Origin of the sequence: Blastochloris tepida, assembly GCF_003966715.1 — a bacterium.
GTDB lineage: Bacteria > Pseudomonadota > Alphaproteobacteria > Rhizobiales > Xanthobacteraceae > Blastochloris > Blastochloris tepida.
In genome coordinates this window covers 2151213-2168553 of the sequence record NZ_AP018907.1, presented here as the reverse complement: position 1 = coordinate 2168553, position 17341 = coordinate 2151213, and the positions used below count along the sequence as shown (strand labels likewise).

The 17341-nt window shown below is 68.6% G+C and carries 18 protein-coding genes; 11 read left to right on the top strand and 7 right to left on the bottom strand.

What is annotated here, in order from left to right:
* Window positions 1–8: 8 nt before the first annotated feature.
* From BLTE_RS09985 to BLTE_RS09975, 3 genes are all read right to left on the bottom strand, one after another.
* Entirely contained in the window at window positions 9–1286 is a 1278-nt protein-coding gene (locus BLTE_RS09985; RefSeq protein ID WP_126399975.1) for an O-acetylhomoserine aminocarboxypropyltransferase, read from the bottom strand.
* A 285-nt stretch (window positions 1287–1571) separates the two neighbouring features.
* Complete coding sequence (locus tag BLTE_RS09980) at window positions 1572–2027, bottom strand: CoA-binding protein (protein WP_126399972.1); 456 nt, start codon at window positions 2025–2027, stop codon at window positions 1572–1574.
* Entirely contained in the window at window positions 2027–2872 is an 846-nt protein-coding gene (locus BLTE_RS09975) for an enoyl-CoA hydratase (protein ID WP_126399970.1), read from the bottom strand. The genes BLTE_RS09980 and BLTE_RS09975 overlap by 1 nt, the downstream gene beginning before the upstream one ends.
* Window positions 2873–3044: 172 nt before the next feature.
* Between BLTE_RS09975 and BLTE_RS09970 the strand changes: the two genes are divergently transcribed.
* The 6 genes from BLTE_RS09970 to BLTE_RS09945 all read left to right on the top strand — a co-directional run bounded on the left by BLTE_RS09970 (window position 3045) and on the right by BLTE_RS09945 (window position 9115).
* The gene (locus BLTE_RS09970; RefSeq protein WP_244600220.1) at window positions 3045–3473 is read left to right on the top strand and encodes a PaaI family thioesterase; all 429 of its coding nucleotides are present in this window, start codon (window positions 3045–3047) and stop codon (window positions 3471–3473) included.
* A 169-nt stretch (window positions 3474–3642) separates the two neighbouring features.
* On the top strand, window positions 3643–4107 hold the full coding sequence (gene rplM, locus BLTE_RS09965; protein WP_126399967.1) for a 50S ribosomal protein L13: 465 nt from the start codon (window positions 3643–3645) through the stop codon (window positions 4105–4107).
* A 2-nt stretch (window positions 4108–4109) separates the two neighbouring features.
* Complete coding sequence (gene rpsI / locus BLTE_RS09960; RefSeq protein WP_126399965.1) at window positions 4110–4586, top strand: 30S ribosomal protein S9; 477 nt, start codon at window positions 4110–4112, stop codon at window positions 4584–4586.
* A gap of 305 nt (window positions 4587–4891) precedes the next feature.
* Window positions 4892–6340 (top strand): tryptophanase, encoded by a 1449-nt coding sequence (locus BLTE_RS09955; RefSeq protein WP_126399962.1) that lies wholly within the window; start codon window positions 4892–4894, stop codon window positions 6338–6340.
* A gap of 388 nt (window positions 6341–6728) precedes the next feature.
* Window positions 6729–7967 (top strand): carboxylate--amine ligase, encoded by a 1239-nt coding sequence (locus tag BLTE_RS09950; RefSeq protein WP_126399959.1) that lies wholly within the window; start codon window positions 6729–6731, stop codon window positions 7965–7967.
* A 164-nt stretch (window positions 7968–8131) separates the two neighbouring features.
* Window positions 8132–9115, top strand: coding sequence for a polysaccharide deacetylase family protein (locus BLTE_RS09945; protein WP_244599947.1), 984 nt, complete (start codon window positions 8132–8134; stop codon window positions 9113–9115).
* Between the two features lie 32 nt (window positions 9116–9147).
* Here BLTE_RS09945 and BLTE_RS09940 read toward each other — a convergent pair whose 3' ends face one another.
* From BLTE_RS09940 to BLTE_RS09930, 3 genes are all read right to left on the bottom strand, one after another.
* A complete protein-coding gene (locus tag BLTE_RS09940) occupies window positions 9148–9858 on the bottom strand; it encodes a phosphatidylserine decarboxylase (RefSeq protein ID WP_126402143.1) in 711 nt (236 codons plus the stop codon).
* Between the two features lie 213 nt (window positions 9859–10071).
* Window positions 10072–12000, bottom strand: coding sequence for an ABCB family ABC transporter ATP-binding protein/permease (locus BLTE_RS09935; protein ID WP_126399954.1), 1929 nt, complete (start codon window positions 11998–12000; stop codon window positions 10072–10074).
* A gap of 19 nt (window positions 12001–12019) precedes the next feature.
* Window positions 12020–12388, bottom strand: a complete 369-nt coding sequence (locus BLTE_RS09930; RefSeq protein WP_126399951.1) for an ArsR/SmtB family transcription factor — start codon at window positions 12386–12388, stop codon at window positions 12020–12022.
* A gap of 167 nt (window positions 12389–12555) precedes the next feature.
* Between BLTE_RS09930 and pssA the strand changes: the two genes are divergently transcribed.
* The 5 genes from pssA (at window position 12556) to BLTE_RS09905 (ending at window position 16895) form a co-directional block, all read left to right on the top strand.
* Window positions 12556–13470 (top strand): CDP-diacylglycerol--serine O-phosphatidyltransferase, encoded by a 915-nt coding sequence (pssA, locus tag BLTE_RS09925; protein WP_126399949.1) that lies wholly within the window; start codon window positions 12556–12558, stop codon window positions 13468–13470.
* A gap of 167 nt (window positions 13471–13637) precedes the next feature.
* On the top strand, window positions 13638–13916 hold the full coding sequence (locus BLTE_RS09920) for a hypothetical protein (RefSeq protein ID WP_126399946.1): 279 nt from the start codon (window positions 13638–13640) through the stop codon (window positions 13914–13916).
* Window positions 13917–14064: 148 nt separating this feature from the next.
* The gene (locus BLTE_RS09915) at window positions 14065–15054 is read left to right on the top strand and encodes a TRAP transporter substrate-binding protein (protein WP_244599946.1); all 990 of its coding nucleotides are present in this window, start codon (window positions 14065–14067) and stop codon (window positions 15052–15054) included.
* A 3-nt stretch (window positions 15055–15057) separates the two neighbouring features.
* Complete coding sequence (locus BLTE_RS09910) at window positions 15058–15579, top strand: TRAP transporter small permease (protein WP_126399941.1); 522 nt, start codon at window positions 15058–15060, stop codon at window positions 15577–15579.
* Window positions 15576–16895, top strand: a complete 1320-nt coding sequence (locus BLTE_RS09905) for a TRAP transporter large permease (RefSeq protein ID WP_425290270.1) — start codon at window positions 15576–15578, stop codon at window positions 16893–16895. The genes BLTE_RS09910 and BLTE_RS09905 overlap by 4 nt, the downstream gene beginning before the upstream one ends.
* A 21-nt stretch (window positions 16896–16916) precedes the next feature.
* Here the strand turns inward: BLTE_RS09905 and BLTE_RS09900 are convergent, their stop codons facing one another.
* Entirely contained in the window at window positions 16917–17180 is a 264-nt protein-coding gene (locus tag BLTE_RS09900; RefSeq protein WP_126399939.1) for a hypothetical protein, read from the bottom strand.
* Between the last annotated feature and the right edge of the window lie 161 nt (window positions 17181–17341).

Here is a 17341-nt window from a genome sequence, read left to right as displayed (position 1 = left end):
CCTCTTTCTCACGCCAGCGCCTGGTCGAGGTCGGCGATGATGTCGGCGGCATCCTCCAGCCCGATCGACAGCCGCACGGTATCCGGCCCGGCGCCGGCCTGGATCTTCTGGGCGTCGGTGAGTTGGCGGTGGGTGGTGGAGGCCGGGTGGATGATCAGCGAGCGGGTGTCGCCGATATTGGCGAGGTGGGAGAACAACGCCACCTTCGACACCAGCTTCACGCCCGCGTCGTAGCCGCCCTTGAGGCCGAAGGTGAACACCGCGCCCGCGCCCTTGGGCACGTACTTCTTCGCCAGCGTGTGGTAGCGGTCGCCCTTGAGGCCGGGATAGCTGACCCAGCTCACGGCCGGATGGGCGGAGAGGAATTCGGCGACCGCGAGCGCGTTCTCGCAGTGGCGCTGCATGCGCAAGGGCAGCGTCTCGATGCCGGTCAGCACCATGAAGGCGTTGAACGGCGACAGCGCCGGCCCGAGATCGCGCAGGCCGAGCGCGCGGCAGGCCACGGCGAAGGCGAAATTGCCGAACGTCTCGTGCAGCACCATGCCCTGATATTCCGGCCGCGGCGCCGACAGCATCGGGTAGCGGCCTTCCTGCGACCAGTTGAAGCTGCCGCCGTCGACGATCAGCCCGGCCAGCGAATTGCCGTGGCCGCCGAGGAACTTGGTGGCGGAGTGCAGCACGATGTCGGCGCCGTGCTCGAACGGCCGGCACAGATAGGGCGTCGCCAGGGTGTTGTCGACGATCAGCGGCACGCGGGCGCGCCGCGCCACGCCGGCCACCGCCTCAAGATCGGTGATGACGCCGCCGGGATTGGCGATCGACTCGACGAAGATCGCCTTGGTCTTCACCGACACCGCATCGCCGAAGCTGGCGATATCGTCCGGGTCGGCCCATTTCACCACCCAGCCGAAATTCTTGAAGGCGTGGTTGAACTGGTTGATCGAGCCGCCATAGAGCTTCTTGGAGGCGATGAACTCGTCGCCGGGCTGCAAGAGCGTGTGCATCGTCAGAAGCTGGGCGGCGTGGCCGGAGGCTACCGCCAGCGCCGCGGTGCCGCCCTCGAGCGCGGCGATGCGCTCCTCCAGCACCGCATTGGTCGGGTTGCCGAGCCGCGTATAGATGTTGCCGAACGCCTTGAGGCCGAACAGCGCCGCCGCGTGGTCGGCATCGTCGAACACGAAGGAGGTGGTCTGGTAGATCGGCGTCGTCCGCGCGCCGGTGGTCGGGTCCGGCTTGGCGCCGGCATGGATGGCCAGGGTGGAAAAGCCCGGGGTGCGGTCGGTCATGGCGGTCTCCTGGTCCGGCAGTCTACGGCGGCGGTTCGGCGCGTCGGCGGAACCGCTACCATGACGACAGGGGCATGGGGAAGAAAACCGCTTGTGCGGATCTGTCGTCCCGGGTCGTCGCTTCGCGTCGTCCAGGATGACGACGGGGATGGTGCCAAAAGAAACTCGTCGTCCCGGACAAGGGCCGAAGGCCCGCGATCCGGGACCGTCCGCCGGGAGGGGGTATCATTTTCGGGTGACGATCCCGGCTCTCGCTGACGCTCGGCCGGGATGACGACACACATGTCAACGGCCTGCCAGCCCCAGGCGGGGGATCTCGATCGCCGGGCAGCGGTCCATCACCACCGCGATGCCGGCGGCCTCGGCCTGCGCCGCCACCGCCGCGTCGACCACCCCGAGCTGGGTCCACAGCACCTTGGGGCGCGGGGCGAGCGCCAGCATCTCGGCCAAGATGCGGGGCAGGTGGCTGGAGTCGCGGAACACGTCGACCATCTCTACCGGCTCGGGCAGGTCGGCGAGGCGGGCATGGACGGTGCGGCCGATCAGGGTCTGGCCGGCGAGGCCGGGATTGACCGGGTGGACGCGATAGCCGGCTGCGATGAGGTAGCTCAGTACCTGATGGCTGGGCCGCGCCGGATTGGCCGAGGCGCCGAGCAGGGCGATGGTGGTCGTCCCGGTCAGGATGCGGCGGAGCGCGGCGTCGTCGGCGCAGCCGGGCGCGGCGGCGTAGGCCGGCAGCATCAGCGGTCCTCCCAGTGGGGATGGCGCTTCTCGATGAAGGCGGAAATCCCTTCCTCCGCGTCGCGCGCCAACATGTTCTCCACCATCACCTGGGTGGCGTAGGTATATGCGTCCGGCAACGTCATCTCGCGCTGGCGGTAGAATGCCTCCTTGCCGATCTTGACGGTGTGGGCCGATTTCGCGGCGATCCGGTTCGCCAGCGCCAGCGCGGTGGCGAGCACCTCATCCTGCGCCACCACCCGGTTGACCAGGCCCCATGCGCACGCGGTCTCGGCGTCGATCATCTCGCCGAGCAGAAGCATTTCGAGCGCCTGCTTGGGCGCAACATTGCGCGACAGCGCCACCATCGGCGTCGAGCAGAACAGGCCGATATTGACGCCGGGCGTGCAGAACTTGGCCTCGCGCGCCGCCACCGCGAGGTCGCAGCTTGCCACGAGCTGGCAACCCGCCGCGGTGGCCGTGCCCTGCACCGCGGCGATCACCGGCTGCGGCAGCGTGACGATTGCCTGCATCACCGCAGCGCAGCGGCCGATGATGTCGGCGTAATAGGCGCGGCCGCGGTCCGGGCGGGCGCGTGCCGCCGTCATCTCCTTGAGGTCGTGGCCGGCCGAGAACACCGGCCCCTGCGCCGTCAGCACCACCGCGCGGATGGTGCGGTCGGCCCGGATGTCGTCGAGCGCCGCCGCCAGTGCGGCCAACATCGCGTCCGACAGCGCGTTGCGGCTCGTCGGGCGGGCCAGCGTCACGATCTCGATCGCGCCGTCACGGGCGCGGGCGACCGGGGAGGTATCTTGCTGCTGGGCAGTCTCTTGCTGGGCGGTCTCTTGCGGGGCGACTTCGGCCATCGCGTCCTCACGGGGGCTTGAGCGTACAGGATACGGTTACATTCTAATCTAATCGCAGGACGGGCCGCGACACGAGCCCACTCCGTGAAACGCAAGTGTGTAGGGGAGGACCGGAATGCAGCTGCCGACCACGGCCGAGACCGCCGCGCCCGATGACGCCGAGACCGCGCGCATGGAGCCCGCGCGCATGACCACCGCCGAGCTGCAGGCGTTCATGCAGCGGGAGTTCCCGCAGGCCTTCGCGGAGGGCGGCGACCTCTCGGTGGAGGCCACCGGTTACGGCTTGGCGCGGGTGCGCCTGAAGCACGCCGAAAAGCACCTGCGGCCGGGCGACACGCTCTCCGGCCCGTCGATGATGCTGCTCGCCGATGCCACGGTCTATGTCGCGTTGCTGGCCTCGATCGGCCCGGTGCCGCTGGCGGTGACCATCAATCTCAACATCAATTTCCTGCGCAAGCCGACCCGGCGCGACCTGATCGCCGAATGCCGGCTGATCAAGCTGGGCAAGCGGCTGGCGGTCGGCGACATCGGCATCCGCTCCGAGGGGCGCGACGAGCTGGTCGCCCACGCTACCGCCACCTATTCGATTCCCGACAAGTGAAAGGGCTTGCTCAACGGTATTAAAACACCAAAATTGTAACACATTGTTCCAATGAAGAAATTCCGGGCATTCGAGCATTGACCGCGGCCCGCGCCTTCTCTACAAGGCCGCACACGCTGCGGCCCCGGCCTGTCCGGGCGCCGCGCCCGTCGTCAACCCGGGAACCGCCATGAAGACCTATTCGGCCAAGGCCGGCGATATCGACAAGAAGTGGGTGGTGATCGACGCCACCGGCCTTGTCGTCGGTCGGCTCGCCACGATCATCGCGATGCACCTCAAGGGCAAGCATCTGCCGACCTACACCCCGCACATGGACTGCGGTGACAATGTCATCGTCGTCAATGCCGAGAAGGTGGTGTTCACCGGCCGGAAGCTCGACCAGAAGGTCTACTACCACCACACCGGCTATCCCGGCGGCATCAAGGAACGTTCGGCGAAGTCGATCATCGCCGGCAAGTTCCCCGAGCGCATCCTGGAGAAGGCGGTGGAGCGCATGCTGGCGCGCGGGCCGCTCGGCCGCAAGCTGATGGGCAATCTGCGCGTCTACAAGGGCCCGACCCATCCGCACGAGGCCCAGCAGCCGGCCACGCTCGACGTTGCCGCCATGAACCGCAAGAACGTGAGGAGCGCCTGACGATGGCCGAGGTTCTGCAGTCCCTCGAAGACCTCCAGGGCTTGAAGGCGGGCGCCCCCGAGGCGCCGCAGTACGAGAAGAAGGTCGACGCCCAGGGCCGCGCCTATGCCACCGGCAAGCGCAAGAACGCGGTCGCCCGCGTGTGGATCAAGCCGGGCTCCGGCAAGATCACCGTCAATGACCGCGTGGTCGACGTCTACTTCGCCCGTCCGGTGCTGCGCATGATGATCCAGCAGCCGTTCGTGGTCGCCAACCGCATCGACCAGTACGACGTGCTGTGCACGGTCTCCGGCGGCGGCCTGTCCGGCCAGGCCGGCGCGCTGCGCCACGGCATCTCCAAGGCGCTGACCCATTTCGAGCCGGAGCTGCGCACCGTGCTCAAGAAGGGCGGCTTCCTCACCCGCGACTCGCGCGTGGTCGAGCGCAAGAAGTACGGCCGCGCCAAGGCCCGCCGCAGCTTCCAGTTCTCGAAGCGCTGACCGGCGGCCATGGGGCCGATGCATGCAGAGGCCGGGCGCAAGCCCGGCCTTTTTGTTTTCGCATATGGGCCATCCGGCCCGCGCCGTTTGATCCACCTCATACGGGAGCGGCCGCACTGCCGATATGTCTTCTGCCCAAGTTTGAGGCGGAAGAGTCCGAGGCGGGAGGAGAGGTCGGAGAGCGCCCTGCGGCCACCCTTTCCCGTCCCGTGCACGATTTGCTGCCGGCCTGCGTCGCTCCATCGGAGCTTCATGCCGACAGAGCAACGCAACAATAGACTGACACGCTCCAGGAGTGTTGAGACATGGCGACAGTGAAGTTCTACGGCGAGGAGTCGGTCCCGCTGGAAATGCACAAGGTGCGCATTGTCCAGAAGCTGAATCTCCTGCCGATCGACCAGCGCCTCAAGGCGATCTCCGAGGCCGGCAACAACACGTTCCTGCTGCAGAACGCCGACGTGTTCCTGGACATGCTGACCGATTCCGGCGTCAACGCGATGAGCGATCAGCAACTCGCGGCGATGATGGTCGCCGATGACGCCTATGCCGGCTCCGCCACCTACACCCGCCTCGCCGACAAGCTGCGCGACATCTTCGGCATGGACTACTTCCTGCCGACCCACCAGGGCCGCGCCTGCGAGCACATTCTGGCGAAGGTGCTGGTGCAGCCGGGCACGGTGGTGGCGATGAACTACCACTTCACCACCACCAAGGCGCACATCACGCTGCAGGGCGGCGTGGTCGAGGAGCTGGTGGCCGATTCCGGGCTGGAGGTGACCAGCGCGCTGCCCTTCAAGGGCGATATGGACATCGCCAAGCTCGAAGCCGTCATCAAGAAATACGGCCCCGACAAGGTGGCGTTCGTGCGCGTCGAGTCCGGCACCAATCTGATCGGCGGCCAGCCGGTGTCGCTGAAGAACCTCACCGAGCTGCGCAAGGTCTGCTCGCAGTACGGCATCCTGTACGTGCTCGACGCCAGCCTGCTCGCCGACAATCTCTACTTCAACAAGATCCGCGAGGAGAGCTGCAAGAACCTCTCCATTCGCGAGATCACCCGCAAGGTCGCCGACCTGTTCGACATCATCTATTTCTCGGCGCGCAAGCTTGGCTGCGCCCGCGGCGGCGGCATCTGCATCCGCGACAAGGAGCTCTACTTCAAGATGCGCGGTCTGGTGCCGCTCTATGAGGGCTTCCTGACCTATGGCGGCATGTCGGTGCGCGAGATGGAGGCGCTGACCGTCGGTCTCGAAGAGACCATGGACGAGGACATGATCAGCCAGGGGCCGCAGTTCATCGCCTGCATGGTGAACGACCTCGACAAGCGCGGCATCCCGGTCATCACCCCGCCCGGCGGCCTCGGCTGCCACCTCGACGCCAAGCGCTTCGTCGACCACATCCCGCAGTCGCAGTATCCGGCCGGCGCGCTGGCCTCGGCACTCTACCTCGTCTCCGGCATCCGTGGCATGGAGCGCGGCACGCTCTCCGAGCAGCGCGAGCCGGACGGCCGCGAGATCTTCGCCAACATGGAGCTGGTGCGCCTTGCGCTGCCGCGCCGCGTCTTCACCCTGTCGCAGGTGAAGTATGCGGTCGACCGCATCGCTTGGCTGCACGAGAACCGCCGGCTGATCGGCGGCCTGGAGTTCATCGACGAGCCGCCGATCCTGCGCTTCTTCTACGGGCTGCTGAAGCCGGTGTCGGACTGGCAGGAGAAGCTGGTCGCCAAGTTCCGCGCCGATTTCGGCGACAGCCTCTGAGGCCGTCGACGGGATCTCGACCCGAGAGGCCGGAAGGTCGTCTCGTTCCCGCTTACCTATCACGCGGGTCGCGCCAGCGATCCGCGTGATAGGCGCCTGAGCAAGTCTCCGGCAAGACCGCAAATCCATCGGCGGTAAGGCCGCCCGCGTCCGGCAATTTTTGCGCGAGGCCAGATTTTTCACGAATTTGCACCACCCTCCGCAGCCGAGAACCTGGGTGCGCCGGAGAGGCGATTCGGGTCATGCCAACGGCCGCGAACGCGGACCATTGGTTCCGGTCGCGGATTTTCGCGAAATCCTTGATTTCGGATGAGAAAATCCGCAAGAGACAACGGCCCACGCGTCAGCGTCTGGGCCGTTGGTATCAATTCGGTCGGAGACGGCGATCTTGGCGGATTCTTCGCATGGCGGACGGGCAGGCGCCCTGATCGTCGGGGGCGCGCATGGCGCCCTGGCGCTGGCCCGCAGCCTGGGATTGCGCGGGGTGCCGGTCCGCTGCATTGCCAACGAGACGCTGCTGCCGGTCTGGTCGCGCTTCGTCACGCGCGTGCCCGGCTGGCCCGGCCCCGCCAGCGCCAACGCCATCCCGTTCCTGCTGGAGGCGGCGAGGACGCACGGTCTTGGCGGCTGGCTGCTGGTGCCGGGCGATGACGCGGCCGTCCGGCTGGTGTCGCAGTCGCACGCGGCGCTCTCCGCCGCCTACCGGCTGATGCTGCCGCCGTGGGAGGCGCTGCAGTGGGCGTGCGACAAGCCGCTGCTCTATCGCCGCGCCCGCGATCTTGGTCTCGCCATTCCGCAGACCTACGGGGTGGCCTCGCTCGACGAGGCCTCGGCGCTCGATGTGCGGTTTCCCGTCGTGCTCAAGCCGAATATGGGCGTCGGCGGCGGCCGTTTCGTCAAGGCCAAGGTGGTGCGGGCCGACGACCGGACCGCCTTCCTCGCCGCGTTTCGCGCCGCCGCCTCCGAGATCGGCGGCGAGCACGTCGTCGTCCAGGAGCTGATTCCGGGCGGCGGCGAGAGCCAGTTCTCCTACGCCGCGCTGTGGCGCCGGGGCGCGCCGGTGGCGGAGTTCGTCGCCCGCCGCGCGCGCCAGTTTCCGATCGAGTTCGGCTTCACCAGCACCTTTGTCGAGGTGGTCGAGGAGCCGGGCGTGGCCGAGGCCGCGCGCCCGCTGTTGGCCTCGATCGGCCATGACGGGCTGGTGGAGGTGGAATTCAAGCGCGATGGACACGACGGGTCGCTGCGGCTGCTCGACGTCAATCCACGTCCCTGGTCGTGGTTCGGGCTCGCCCGCGCTGCCGGCGTCGATCTCGGCGCCATGCTGTGGGATGTCGCGGAGGGCCGCGAGGTGGCGCCGGCCGCAGCCCGGCCAGGCACGGCCTGGACCTATGTGCTGCGCGATGCGGTGGCGGCGGGCCAGCTCATCGGCCGAGGACGCTTGCGCGCGACCGACTATCTGGCGTCGCTTGTCCGGGTGCGGGTAGAGGCCGCCTTCGCGCTCGACGATCCGCTGCCGGGCCTGATCGATCCGCCGGCAACGGCATGGCGCGTGCTGACCCGGCGGCTGCTGCCGCGGCTCGCCACACAGATCAAGGAAGGCCCGCTCGCGGGCACGTCGCCACCATGAGCGTTGTTCAGGCCGCCGGAGCATTCTCCGCAAAAGCGGGAACCGGTTTTGCGAAAGAGAATGCGACAACTCAAAAGCATGGAGCGTCCAACCGTTTCAGTCTGATCGGCGGACAAGCCAAGCGGCTCCTCAAATACGGTGTCATTCGCGCCGGGCTGGAGGCGGTGGCGCTGACGCGCGCCGGCCGGCTGTTGCCGGGTGCGGCGGGGCGCGGCGTGGTGTTCACGCTCCATCATGTGCGGCCGGCCGGACCGGCGAAATTCGATCCCAACGCCATCCTGGCGGTGACGCCGGCTTTCCTCGAACAGGCGATCGGCGTGGCGCTGAAACGCGGCCTGACGCCGGTCCATCTCCACGACCTGCCGGAGCTGTTGGCCGACGAGTCCGACCGGCGGAAGTTCGTCGCCTTCACGCTCGACGACGGCTATCGCAACAATGCCGAATTCGCCGCGCCCGTGTTCCGGAAGCACGGCGTGCCCTACACGGTGTTCGTCACCCCCGGCTTCAGCACCCGCACCCGCACCATCTGGTGGGAGACCGCCGCCGCGCTGGCCGGGCAGGGGCCGTCCTTCCGTTTCGACTTCGGCGCTGGCCCCGAGGCGGTGGCGACCGCCACCGGCCTGCAGAAGTTCGCAGCCTTCGAGCGGCTCGCGGCCTTCGTCCAGAGCATCGACGAGGACGAGGCGGTGCGCCGCATCGACGAGGCCGCCGCAGCGGTCGGCATCGATCCGCTGGCGATTGTGGATGATCTGGTGATGACGGTGGACGAGCTGCGCACGCTCGCCGCCGATCCGCTGGCCCATCTCGGCGCCCACACCATGACGCACGTCAATCTGATGCGCGTGAGCGCCGAGCGCCTGCATCACGAGATCGCCGCCTCGACGCGCACGATCGAGGACTGGGTCGGCGTGAAGCCGCGCTCGTTCTCCTACCCCTATGGCTGGGCGAGCGCAGCCGGCGAGCGCGAGTTCGCCGCCACCGCCGCGGCCGGCTTCGAGGTGGCGGTGACCACCCGGCCGGCGGTGCTGCCGGTCGGGCGGCTTGCGCGGCCGACCGCGCTCGGCCGCGTCTCGCTCAACGGCCTCTATCAGCAGCCGCGCTATGTCGAGGCACTGCTCTCCGGCATTCCGTTCCGGCTGATGGGGTAGGGCGGTTTCCGGCTGTCCAGCCGGAAACCGGATCAGCTCACCCGGAAGGTGGTGTCGCGCACCAGACCCGGCTGGAAGGTGAGGTCGGCGATTGGGGTCTCGCCGGCCACCGTGGTCTGGCCTTCGCCGACCAGCACGCGGGCGCCGGGCGGCAGATAGATGTCGACGCGCGAGCCGAAGCGGATCATGCCGAAGCGCTCGCCGGTGCCGACCTGCTCGCCTTCCTTGACCCAACAGACGATGCGCCGCGCCACGAGGCCGGCGATCTGCACCACGCCGAGGGTGGCGCCGGTGGTGGTCTTGATGATCACGCCGTTGCGCTCATTGTCCTCGCTCGCCTTGTCGAGGTCGGCATTGAGGAAGACACCGGGCTTGTAGGCGACACGCTCCACCCGTCCGGCGATCGGCGCGCGGTTCACGTGGCAATTGAACACGTTCATGAAGATGGCGACGCGGGTGCGCGGCGCGTCGCCGAGCTCCAGCTCGCGCGGCGGGGGCGCATTGACGATGCGCTGGACGACGCCGTCGGCCGGCGCGATCACCAGCCCGTCGCGGATCGGCGTCACCCGCTTCGGGTCGCGGAAGAAGGCGAAGCACCACGCGGTCAGCACCAGGCCGATCAGCCCGAGGCTGAACGACATCCAGAACAGGCCGAGCGTGATGATGCCGAACACCGCGACGAACGGCACGCCTTCACGGTTGAGGGGCGGGATCGACTTGCGCGCCGAGGCGAGCGCAGTCATGAGCGAGGAGACGTCCAGGGAAGATGACATGATGGCTCCTTTCCACCCGATCCGGCGCTGCGCCGCAAGGGACTTTCGTTGGAATTCCGGTGGACCGACTCGCGATTCCGGACGCAGGCTCGCCTAAGACGGCAAAGAGATAGCGGGATTTTCGGCGACAGGAAGGCCCATCGCCGCCCTGTGGGCCGAAATCCTGGCGAAGTTTCACCGCCCTCATCCCGCCGCGCTGGCGCCTGCGGGGGTGGAGATCAGGCCTTCGGCCGCGGCGTGGGCCAGGGTCTCGCGCGCTGCCTCGGCCTCCTTCTGGCGGTTCCACATGCCGGCATAGAAGCCGCCGCGGTCCAGAAGCTCGCCATGGGTGCCGCGCTCGACGATGCGGCCCTCGTTCAGCACGATGATCTCGTCGGCGCCAACCACGGTGGAGAGCCGGTGGGCGATGACGATGGTGGTGCGGTTCTTCGACACCCGCTCCAAGGCCTCCTGGATCTCGCGCTCGGTGTAGCTGTCGAGGGCGCTTGTCGCCTCGTCCAGCACCAGGATCGGCGGGCTTTTCAGGATGGTGCGGGCGATGGCGACGCGCTGCTTCTCGCCGCCGGAGAGCTTCAGGCCGCGCTCGCCGACCTCGGTGTCGTAGCCGGCCGGCGTCGAGCGAATGAAGTCGTCGATCTGCGCCAGCGCCGCCGCCTGCTCGACCTCGGCGTCGGTGGCCTCCCAGCGGCCATAGCGGATGTTGTAGCGGATGGTGTCGTTGAACAGCACGGTGTCCTGCGGCACCATGCCGATGGCGGCGCGCAGGCTGGTCTGGCTGACGGTGCGGATGTCCTGGCCATCGATGGTGATGCGCCCGCCCGAGACGTCGTAGAAGCGGAACAGCAGGCGGGACAGCGTCGACTTGCCGGCGCCCGAGGGGCCGACCACCGCCACCGTGCGCCCCGCCGGCACCGCGAAGTCGATTCCTTTGAGGATCGGCCGCTCGGGATCGTAGGCGAATACGACATTCTCGAACCGCACCTCGCCCTGGCGCACCGCGAGGTCCGGCGCGCCCGGCCGGTCGAGGATTTCCGCCGGCCGGTCGAGGATGCCGAACATGGTCTCGATGTCGAGCACCGCCTGCTTGATCTCGCGATAGACCATGCCCATGAAGTTGAGCGGCTGGTAGAGCTGGATCATGATCGCGTTGATCATCACGAAGTCGCCGACGGTGTTTCGTCCCGCCTTGATGTCCAGCGCACACAGCACCATCATCGCCGTCAGGCCCAGCGTGAAGATCACCGCCTGTCCGGAATTGAGCACCGCGAGCGAGGTGTAGGTCTGGACGCTGGCGGTCTCGTAGCGCTCCATCGAGCGGTCGTAGCGCTCGGTCTCGCGCCGCTCGGCGCCGAAATACTTCACCGTCTCGTAATTGAGCAGCGAATCGATGGCCTTGGTGTTGGCCTCGGTGTCGCTCTCGTTCATGCGGGTGCGGATGGCGATGCGCCATTCCGTGGCGAGGAAGGTGAAGCCCATATAGAGCGCCACGGTGACGACGATGATCGCCACATAGCGCCAGTCGAACTGCCACAGCATCACGGCGAGGATCAGCCCCAGCTCGATGATGGTGGGCGCGAGCTGCAGCATCACCATACGCACGATGGTCTCGATGCCGTTGCGGCCGCGCTCCAGCACGCGCGTCAGGCCGCCGGTCTTGCGCTCCAGATGGAAGCGCAGCGACAGCGCGTGCATGTGGCGGAAGGTCATCAGCGCCAGCCGCCGCACCGCGTGCATGGCGACCTTGGCGAACAGGCCGTCGCGCCATTGCGTCAGCACCGCCATCAGGCTGCGCGTGACGCCATAGGCCAGCGTCAGCGCCAGCGGCGCCGCCAGCACCCAGGCGATCCAGCCGTCATCCTTCGGCGCCTCGCCGGCCAGCGCGTCGGTGGCCCATTTGAAAGTGAAGGGCACCACCAGCGTCACCAGCTTGGCGACGACCAGCAGCACCATGGCATAGAGCACCCGCCGCTTCAGGTCGGCGCGGTCGGAGGGCCAGACATAGGGCCACAGATTGACCAGGGTGCTGAAAAGCCGCCCGTTCTCGGTGGAGACGGTGGGCGGCTTCTGCGGCCCGGGCTGGGGCGCGGCGGCGGCATAGTCGGAGGGTCTCATCGTCTGTGTCCGTGTCCGCTCAACCGGCGGCCGGCCGGTCGCCGCCGGTGCGGGAAGCGGCGGGAAGGGGGGCCGGTCCACGGCCGAGGGTCGCGAGCAGGCCGGCGAGGTCGGCGGCCAGATCGGCGATCGCCCCGGCATCGAGGCCATAGCACGAGCGCGGCCCGTCGATGCGGCCATGCACCAGCCCAGCCTCCTTCAGCACCTTGAGATGCTGGGACACGGTCGATTGCGCCAGCGGCGTCAGCTCCACGATCTGGCCGCACAGGCAGGTGCCGTGCCGCGCCAGCGCCCGCAGAATCGCCAGCCGCGTCGGGTGGGCGAGGGCGCGCAGCCGCTCGGCGCGGCGCACGTCGTCCGCATCGAAGATGCCGTCCTGTACGAACATGCTGCCGCCCTTTCGCCGGGTGTACGGATTCGTTCATCGGCGATCGACGATATAGAGGTCCGCCCGCGGGGCGGCAAGCCGGCCGCAAACGGACCATTGGCGTCCCCGGTCTTGGCCGCTGGTCTTGGCCGCTGGTCTTGGCGAAGCGGGCGTCCTATGGTCAGCGCATGGGTCCCTTCTTCCGATCGTTCGAATCGAGCCGGCGCCGGCATGCGCCACTGGCACGCCTGCGCCGCATTCCGCTCCGCCTGTTGGCGCCCAATCTGGTGACGCTGTTCACCGTGGGCCTGGGGCTCACCGCCATCCGCATGGCCGCCGATGGCCGCTTCGAATGGGCGGTGGGCGCCATCGTCGCCGCCGCGCTGCTCGATGGCGTCGACGGCCGCCTCGCCCGCTGGCTGAAGGGCACCTCGCGCTTCGGGGCCGAACTCGACAGCCTCGCCGATTTCGTCAATTTCGGCGTGGCGCCGGTGCTGATCCTCTATTTCTGGGGCCTGCACGACCTCAAGAGCGTCGGCTGGATCGCCTGCCTGCTGTTCGCCATCGCCGCAGCGCTGCGGCTCGCCCGCTTCAACGTCATGCTGGAGGATCACGACCGCCCGGCGTGGCAGGGCGATTTCTTCATCGGCATGCCGGCGCCGGCGGGCGCCATCGTGGTGATGCTGCCGATGTATCTCGCCTTTCTCGGCCTGCCGCACGGTGTCGTGCTGCACACGCTGTCGACCCTGTTCACCCTCGCGGTCGGGGCGCTGATGGTGTCGCAGGTGCCGACGCTGTCCGGCAAGCGGGCGACCTCCAAGGTGCCACGCGAATGGGTGCTGCCGCTGCTGGTGGCGGTGGTGGCGTTCTTTGCGCTGCTGGCAAGCTTCCCGTGGGAGGTGCTGATCTTCGGCACGCTCGCCTATCTCGCGGTGCTGCCCCTCGGCATGCGGCTCTACCGCCGGCTGGAGGAGAAGTATGCGGACGGCGAGCCGGTCGCGGCCGACGATGCCGCTGACGAGCCGGTGAAGATGCCGTCGGAGATCCTGCCGCCTGCCGACCAGTCGGGCGACGGCGCCGCCCCGGCGGGCCGGCTGAACTGAGGCCCGGTAGCCTGATTCGGCAGCAAGGTCCGGCCACCATCTCCTGCTCCAATCACCGCAACGTGCGGGCCGCCGCCATTGGCGGATCGCGGAGGGCCGCCCTATCTTTAAAGCGGTTCCAAACATGGAGAGACGATGTGCCCCGGCATCTGCTCAGACTTCTCGGATTGAACGCCCTGGCTGGCGCCGGCGCGGCGGTGGTTCTGGTGGCCCTGCTCGTGGCCTTCGATGCGCACGGCCTCGGAACGCTGATGGCCCGCTCGGAAACGCCGCTGCTGCCGCTGGCGGTTCTGACCTTCGGCTTCATCGTCACCCTGTCGAGCGTGGCGATGGGGGCGGCGGTGATGCTGCTGCCGCGAGGCGACTCCGAGCCGCGCGGCACCGCCAAGGTGCCGGTGGGCGAACTGGTGCCGGTGCGGGTTGCGGCGCGGGCGAAGCGGCGCTGATATAGGCGCCGCCGCCAACCGGCGGACGGAGGATTCGCCACAGCGGCGGATCGGGCCTTTGGGGGAGGGCCGCCTTATGCCGTCTCGTCGCCGCTTAATCGGACTTGCGGGCAGGGGATTTGCGGGCGCGCTTCTGGCGTCGCCCGCCGTGTTGCGCATTCGATCCGCCCGTGCGGCGGAGGTCACGCTTCGCCTGCACCACTTCCTGCCGCCGACCACCAGCGGGCAGGTCGGCTTTCTCGCGCCCTGGGCGAAGAAGATCGAGGCGGAGTCCGAGGGCCGGATCCGCATCGACATCTTTCCCAGCATGCAGCTCGGCGGCAAGCCGCCCCAGCTCTACGATCAGGTGCGCGATGGCGTCGCCGATCTGGTGTGGACGCTGCCCGGCTACACCGCCGGGCGTTTCCCGATTCTCGAAACCTTCGAGCTGCCTTTCGTCGCCGACCGGAGCGCGCGAGTGAATGCGCTGGCGGTGCAGGACTTCGCCGACGCATTTCTCGGCGCCGAGCTTGGCGAGGTGAAGCCGCTCTGCGTCTGGGCGCACGATGGCGGCGTGATCCATTCTTCGCGGCAGGTGGCGAAGCTGGAAGACATGAAAGGCCTCAAGCTGCGCTTTCCGTCGCGCCTGTCGGGCGAGGCGCTCAAGGCGCTGGGGGCGCAGGCCATCGGCATGCCGGTGCCGCAGGTGCCCGAGGCGCTCTCCCAGCGCGTCATCGACGGCGCGGTGGTGCCGTGGGAGGTGGTGCCGGCGGTCAAGCTGCAGGAATTGGTGAAGTTCCACACCGAGTTCGCCGGCTCGCCGACCTTCTATGTCGCCACCTTCGTGCTGGCGATGAACAGAGCCCGCTACGAGAACCTGCCGGCCGAGTTGCGGGCGGTGATCGACGCCAATTCCGGCCTTGCCGCCGCCGCCATGGCCGGCCGCAGCTGGGACGCCGCCAGCGCCGAGGTGAGCGAGCGCGTCCGCAAGCGCGGCAACACCATCACCACGCTGCCGCCGGAGGAGGTGGCGCGCTGGCGCACCACCACCGAGCCGGTGGTGAGCGCGTGGCTCGCCCAGATGGCGGCGCGCGGCCTCGACGGCCAGCGCTATCTCGACGCGGCCCGCGCGGCCATCGCCAAATTCGCGGCGGCCTGAACCGTGGCGGCATCGCAGCAGGAGCCGGCGCGGAACGCCGCAGGCCGCGGCCGCCCGGTGGAGGTGCGGCTCTCCATCGGTCTGGCGCTGGGCGGCGGAACGGCGCTCATCGCCCTGTCCGCCCTCGTCAGCCTGAGCGTGCTGCTGCGCTGGCTGGGGGCGGGCGCCATTCCCGGCGATTTCGAGACCGTGGAGATGCTCACCGCGCTGGTGGCGTTCGCCATGCTGCCGCTGTGCCAGCAGACGCGCGGCAATGTCATCGTCGACACGCTGTCGCGCAACTGGCCGCCGCGCGCCGTCCGCGCGGTCGATGCGCTGTGGGACGTGCTCTATGCCGCGGTGGCGCTGGTCATCGCCTGGGGCGCGTGGCAGGGCGGGCGCGATGCGCTCGCCAACGGCACCGCCACCATGGTGCTCGGCCTGCCGGTCGGCTGGGCGATGATGGCGACGGCGGTGCTCGCCGTCTGGCTCGCCATCGGTGCCGTGGTCGGCGCGCTGCGTCTGGTGTTCGAGGGGCGGTCTTGAGTGGCGTTCTGATTGCCGTCACAGGCTTTGCCGCGATGCTGGTGCTGATCGTGCTGCGCATGCCGGTGGGGCTGGCCATGCTGGTGGTCGGTGCCGCCGGCTACGCCGCGCTGGCCGGCATGGCGCCGCTGCTCGCCTTCCTCAAGACCACGCCCTACTACACCTTCGCCAACTATACGCTGTCGGTGATCCCGCTGTTCGTGCTGATGGGCGCGCTGGCCGAGCGCGGCGGGCTGGCGCGGGCGCTGTTCGAGGCGGCGGCCGCCCTGATCGGCCATCGCCGCGGCGGCCTCGCCAGCGCGGTGATCACGGCCTGCGCCGGCTTCGGGGCGGTGTGCGGCTCCTCGGTCGCCACCACCGCCACCTTCGCGCGCGCCGCGCTGCCCGAGCTGCTGCGCTATCGCTGCGATCCCGGCTTCTCGGCCGCCACCGTGGCGGCGGGCGGCACGCTCGGCATTCTCATTCCGCCCTCGGTGGTGATCGTCGTCTACGCCATCTCCACCGAACAGAACATCGCCAAGCTGTTCATGGCGGCGCTGGTGCCGGGGCTGCTGGCGGCGCTGCTCTATATGGTCGCGGTCGCCGTCCGGGTGCGGCGCAACCCGGCGCTGGCGCCGCCGGTGGATCGGGTCGGGGCCGCCGGGCGCCTGACGGCGCTGCTGCGGGTGTGGCCGGTGGCGCTGATCGCGCTGCTGGTGGTGGGTGGCATCTATGGCGGGGTGTTCACGCCCACCGAGGCCGCGGCGGTTGGTGCGCTTGCGACATTGTTGCTTGGCCTCGCCCAGGGCAGCCTGCGCTGGCCCGAGATCCGGCAGGCGATGATCCAGACCGCCGAGACCACGGCGATGATCTTCCTCATCCTGCTCGGCGCCGAGGTGTTCAACGGCTTCCTGGCGTTGTCGCGGCTGCCCGACACGCTGGCCGAGGCGGTGATCGCCGCCGGCCTGCCGGCCTATGGCGTGCTGGCCGCGCTCCTGCTCGTCTACATCCTGCTTGGCGCGCTGATGGACGAGCTCGCCATGATCCTGCTCACGCTGCCGGTGTTCTTTCCGGTGATGATGTCGCTCGATTTCGGGCTCTCGCCGGAGGAGACGGCGATCTGGTTCGGCGTGCTCGTGCTCACGGTGGTTGGCATCGGCCTCACCGCGCCGCCGATCGGCCTCAACGTGTTCGTGGTCAGCGCCATCGCCCGCGAGGTGCCGATCGCCGCCATCTATCGCCGCGTGCTGCCGTTCCTGGTCGCCGATCTGGTGCGGCTCACGCTGCTGGTGGCCTTCCCCGTCCTGTCGCTGGGGCTGGTGCGCCTGCTGGGGTGATCGTTTCCGGCATTCCGAAGATCACTGGCTCGACAGCCGGCGCGCATTGGCGCGCACGCGGGTGTAGGCCGGCTTCAGCGCCGCCTTGCCGACCGTATAGAGGCCCTCCGGCACGTCGGTCGCGTGCAGATTGCCGGTGGCGGCGCGACCGAACAGTTCGCCAGCCGCCAGGGTGGCATCGAACGAGCCCTGGATGGCGGCCTCGACCTTTTCCGACACCATGCGGAACGCCTCGTCGTGGCCGCGGCCGGACGCAAGTATCGGAATGCGATGCGCGATGGTCACGAACGCATCGAACGATGACAGCGCCGCCGCCGCGGTGAATTCCGTAGACATACCGAGCAGACGGGTAAACATGACATCCTCACGATCACAGTTCGTATCTGTCGCCATCACCGTTAGCGGCGACATCGTTCATGATTATCGCTAGGTGAGGCGAAATCTAG

Bases quoted from the DNA above. Each gene is read 5' to 3' on its own strand.
- BLTE_RS09985 (WP_126399975.1), bottom strand. From the start codon at position 1,286: ATGACCGACCGCACCCCGGGCTTTTCCACCCTGGCCATCCATGCCGGC.
- BLTE_RS09980 (WP_126399972.1), bottom strand. From the start codon at position 2,027: ATGCTGCCGGCCTACGCCGCCGCGCCCGGCTGCGCCGACGACGCCGCG.
- BLTE_RS09975 (WP_126399970.1), bottom strand. From the start codon at position 2,872: ATGGCCGAAGTCGCCCCGCAAGAGACCGCCCAGCAAGAGACTGCCCAG.
- BLTE_RS09970 (WP_244600220.1), top strand. From the start codon at position 3,045: ATGGAGCCCGCGCGCATGACCACCGCCGAGCTGCAGGCGTTCATGCAG.
- rplM (WP_126399967.1), top strand. From the start codon at position 3,643: ATGAAGACCTATTCGGCCAAGGCCGGCGATATCGACAAGAAGTGGGTG.
- rpsI (WP_126399965.1), top strand. From the start codon at position 4,110: ATGGCCGAGGTTCTGCAGTCCCTCGAAGACCTCCAGGGCTTGAAGGCG.
- BLTE_RS09955 (WP_126399962.1), top strand. From the start codon at position 4,892: ATGGCGACAGTGAAGTTCTACGGCGAGGAGTCGGTCCCGCTGGAAATG.
- BLTE_RS09940 (WP_126402143.1), bottom strand. From the start codon at position 9,858: ATGACTGCGCTCGCCTCGGCGCGCAAGTCGATCCCGCCCCTCAACCGT.
- BLTE_RS09935 (WP_126399954.1), bottom strand. From the start codon at position 12,000: ATGAGACCCTCCGACTATGCCGCCGCCGCGCCCCAGCCCGGGCCGCAG.
- BLTE_RS09930 (WP_126399951.1), bottom strand. From the start codon at position 12,388: ATGTTCGTACAGGACGGCATCTTCGATGCGGACGACGTGCGCCGCGCC.
- pssA (WP_126399949.1), top strand. From the start codon at position 12,556: ATGGGTCCCTTCTTCCGATCGTTCGAATCGAGCCGGCGCCGGCATGCG.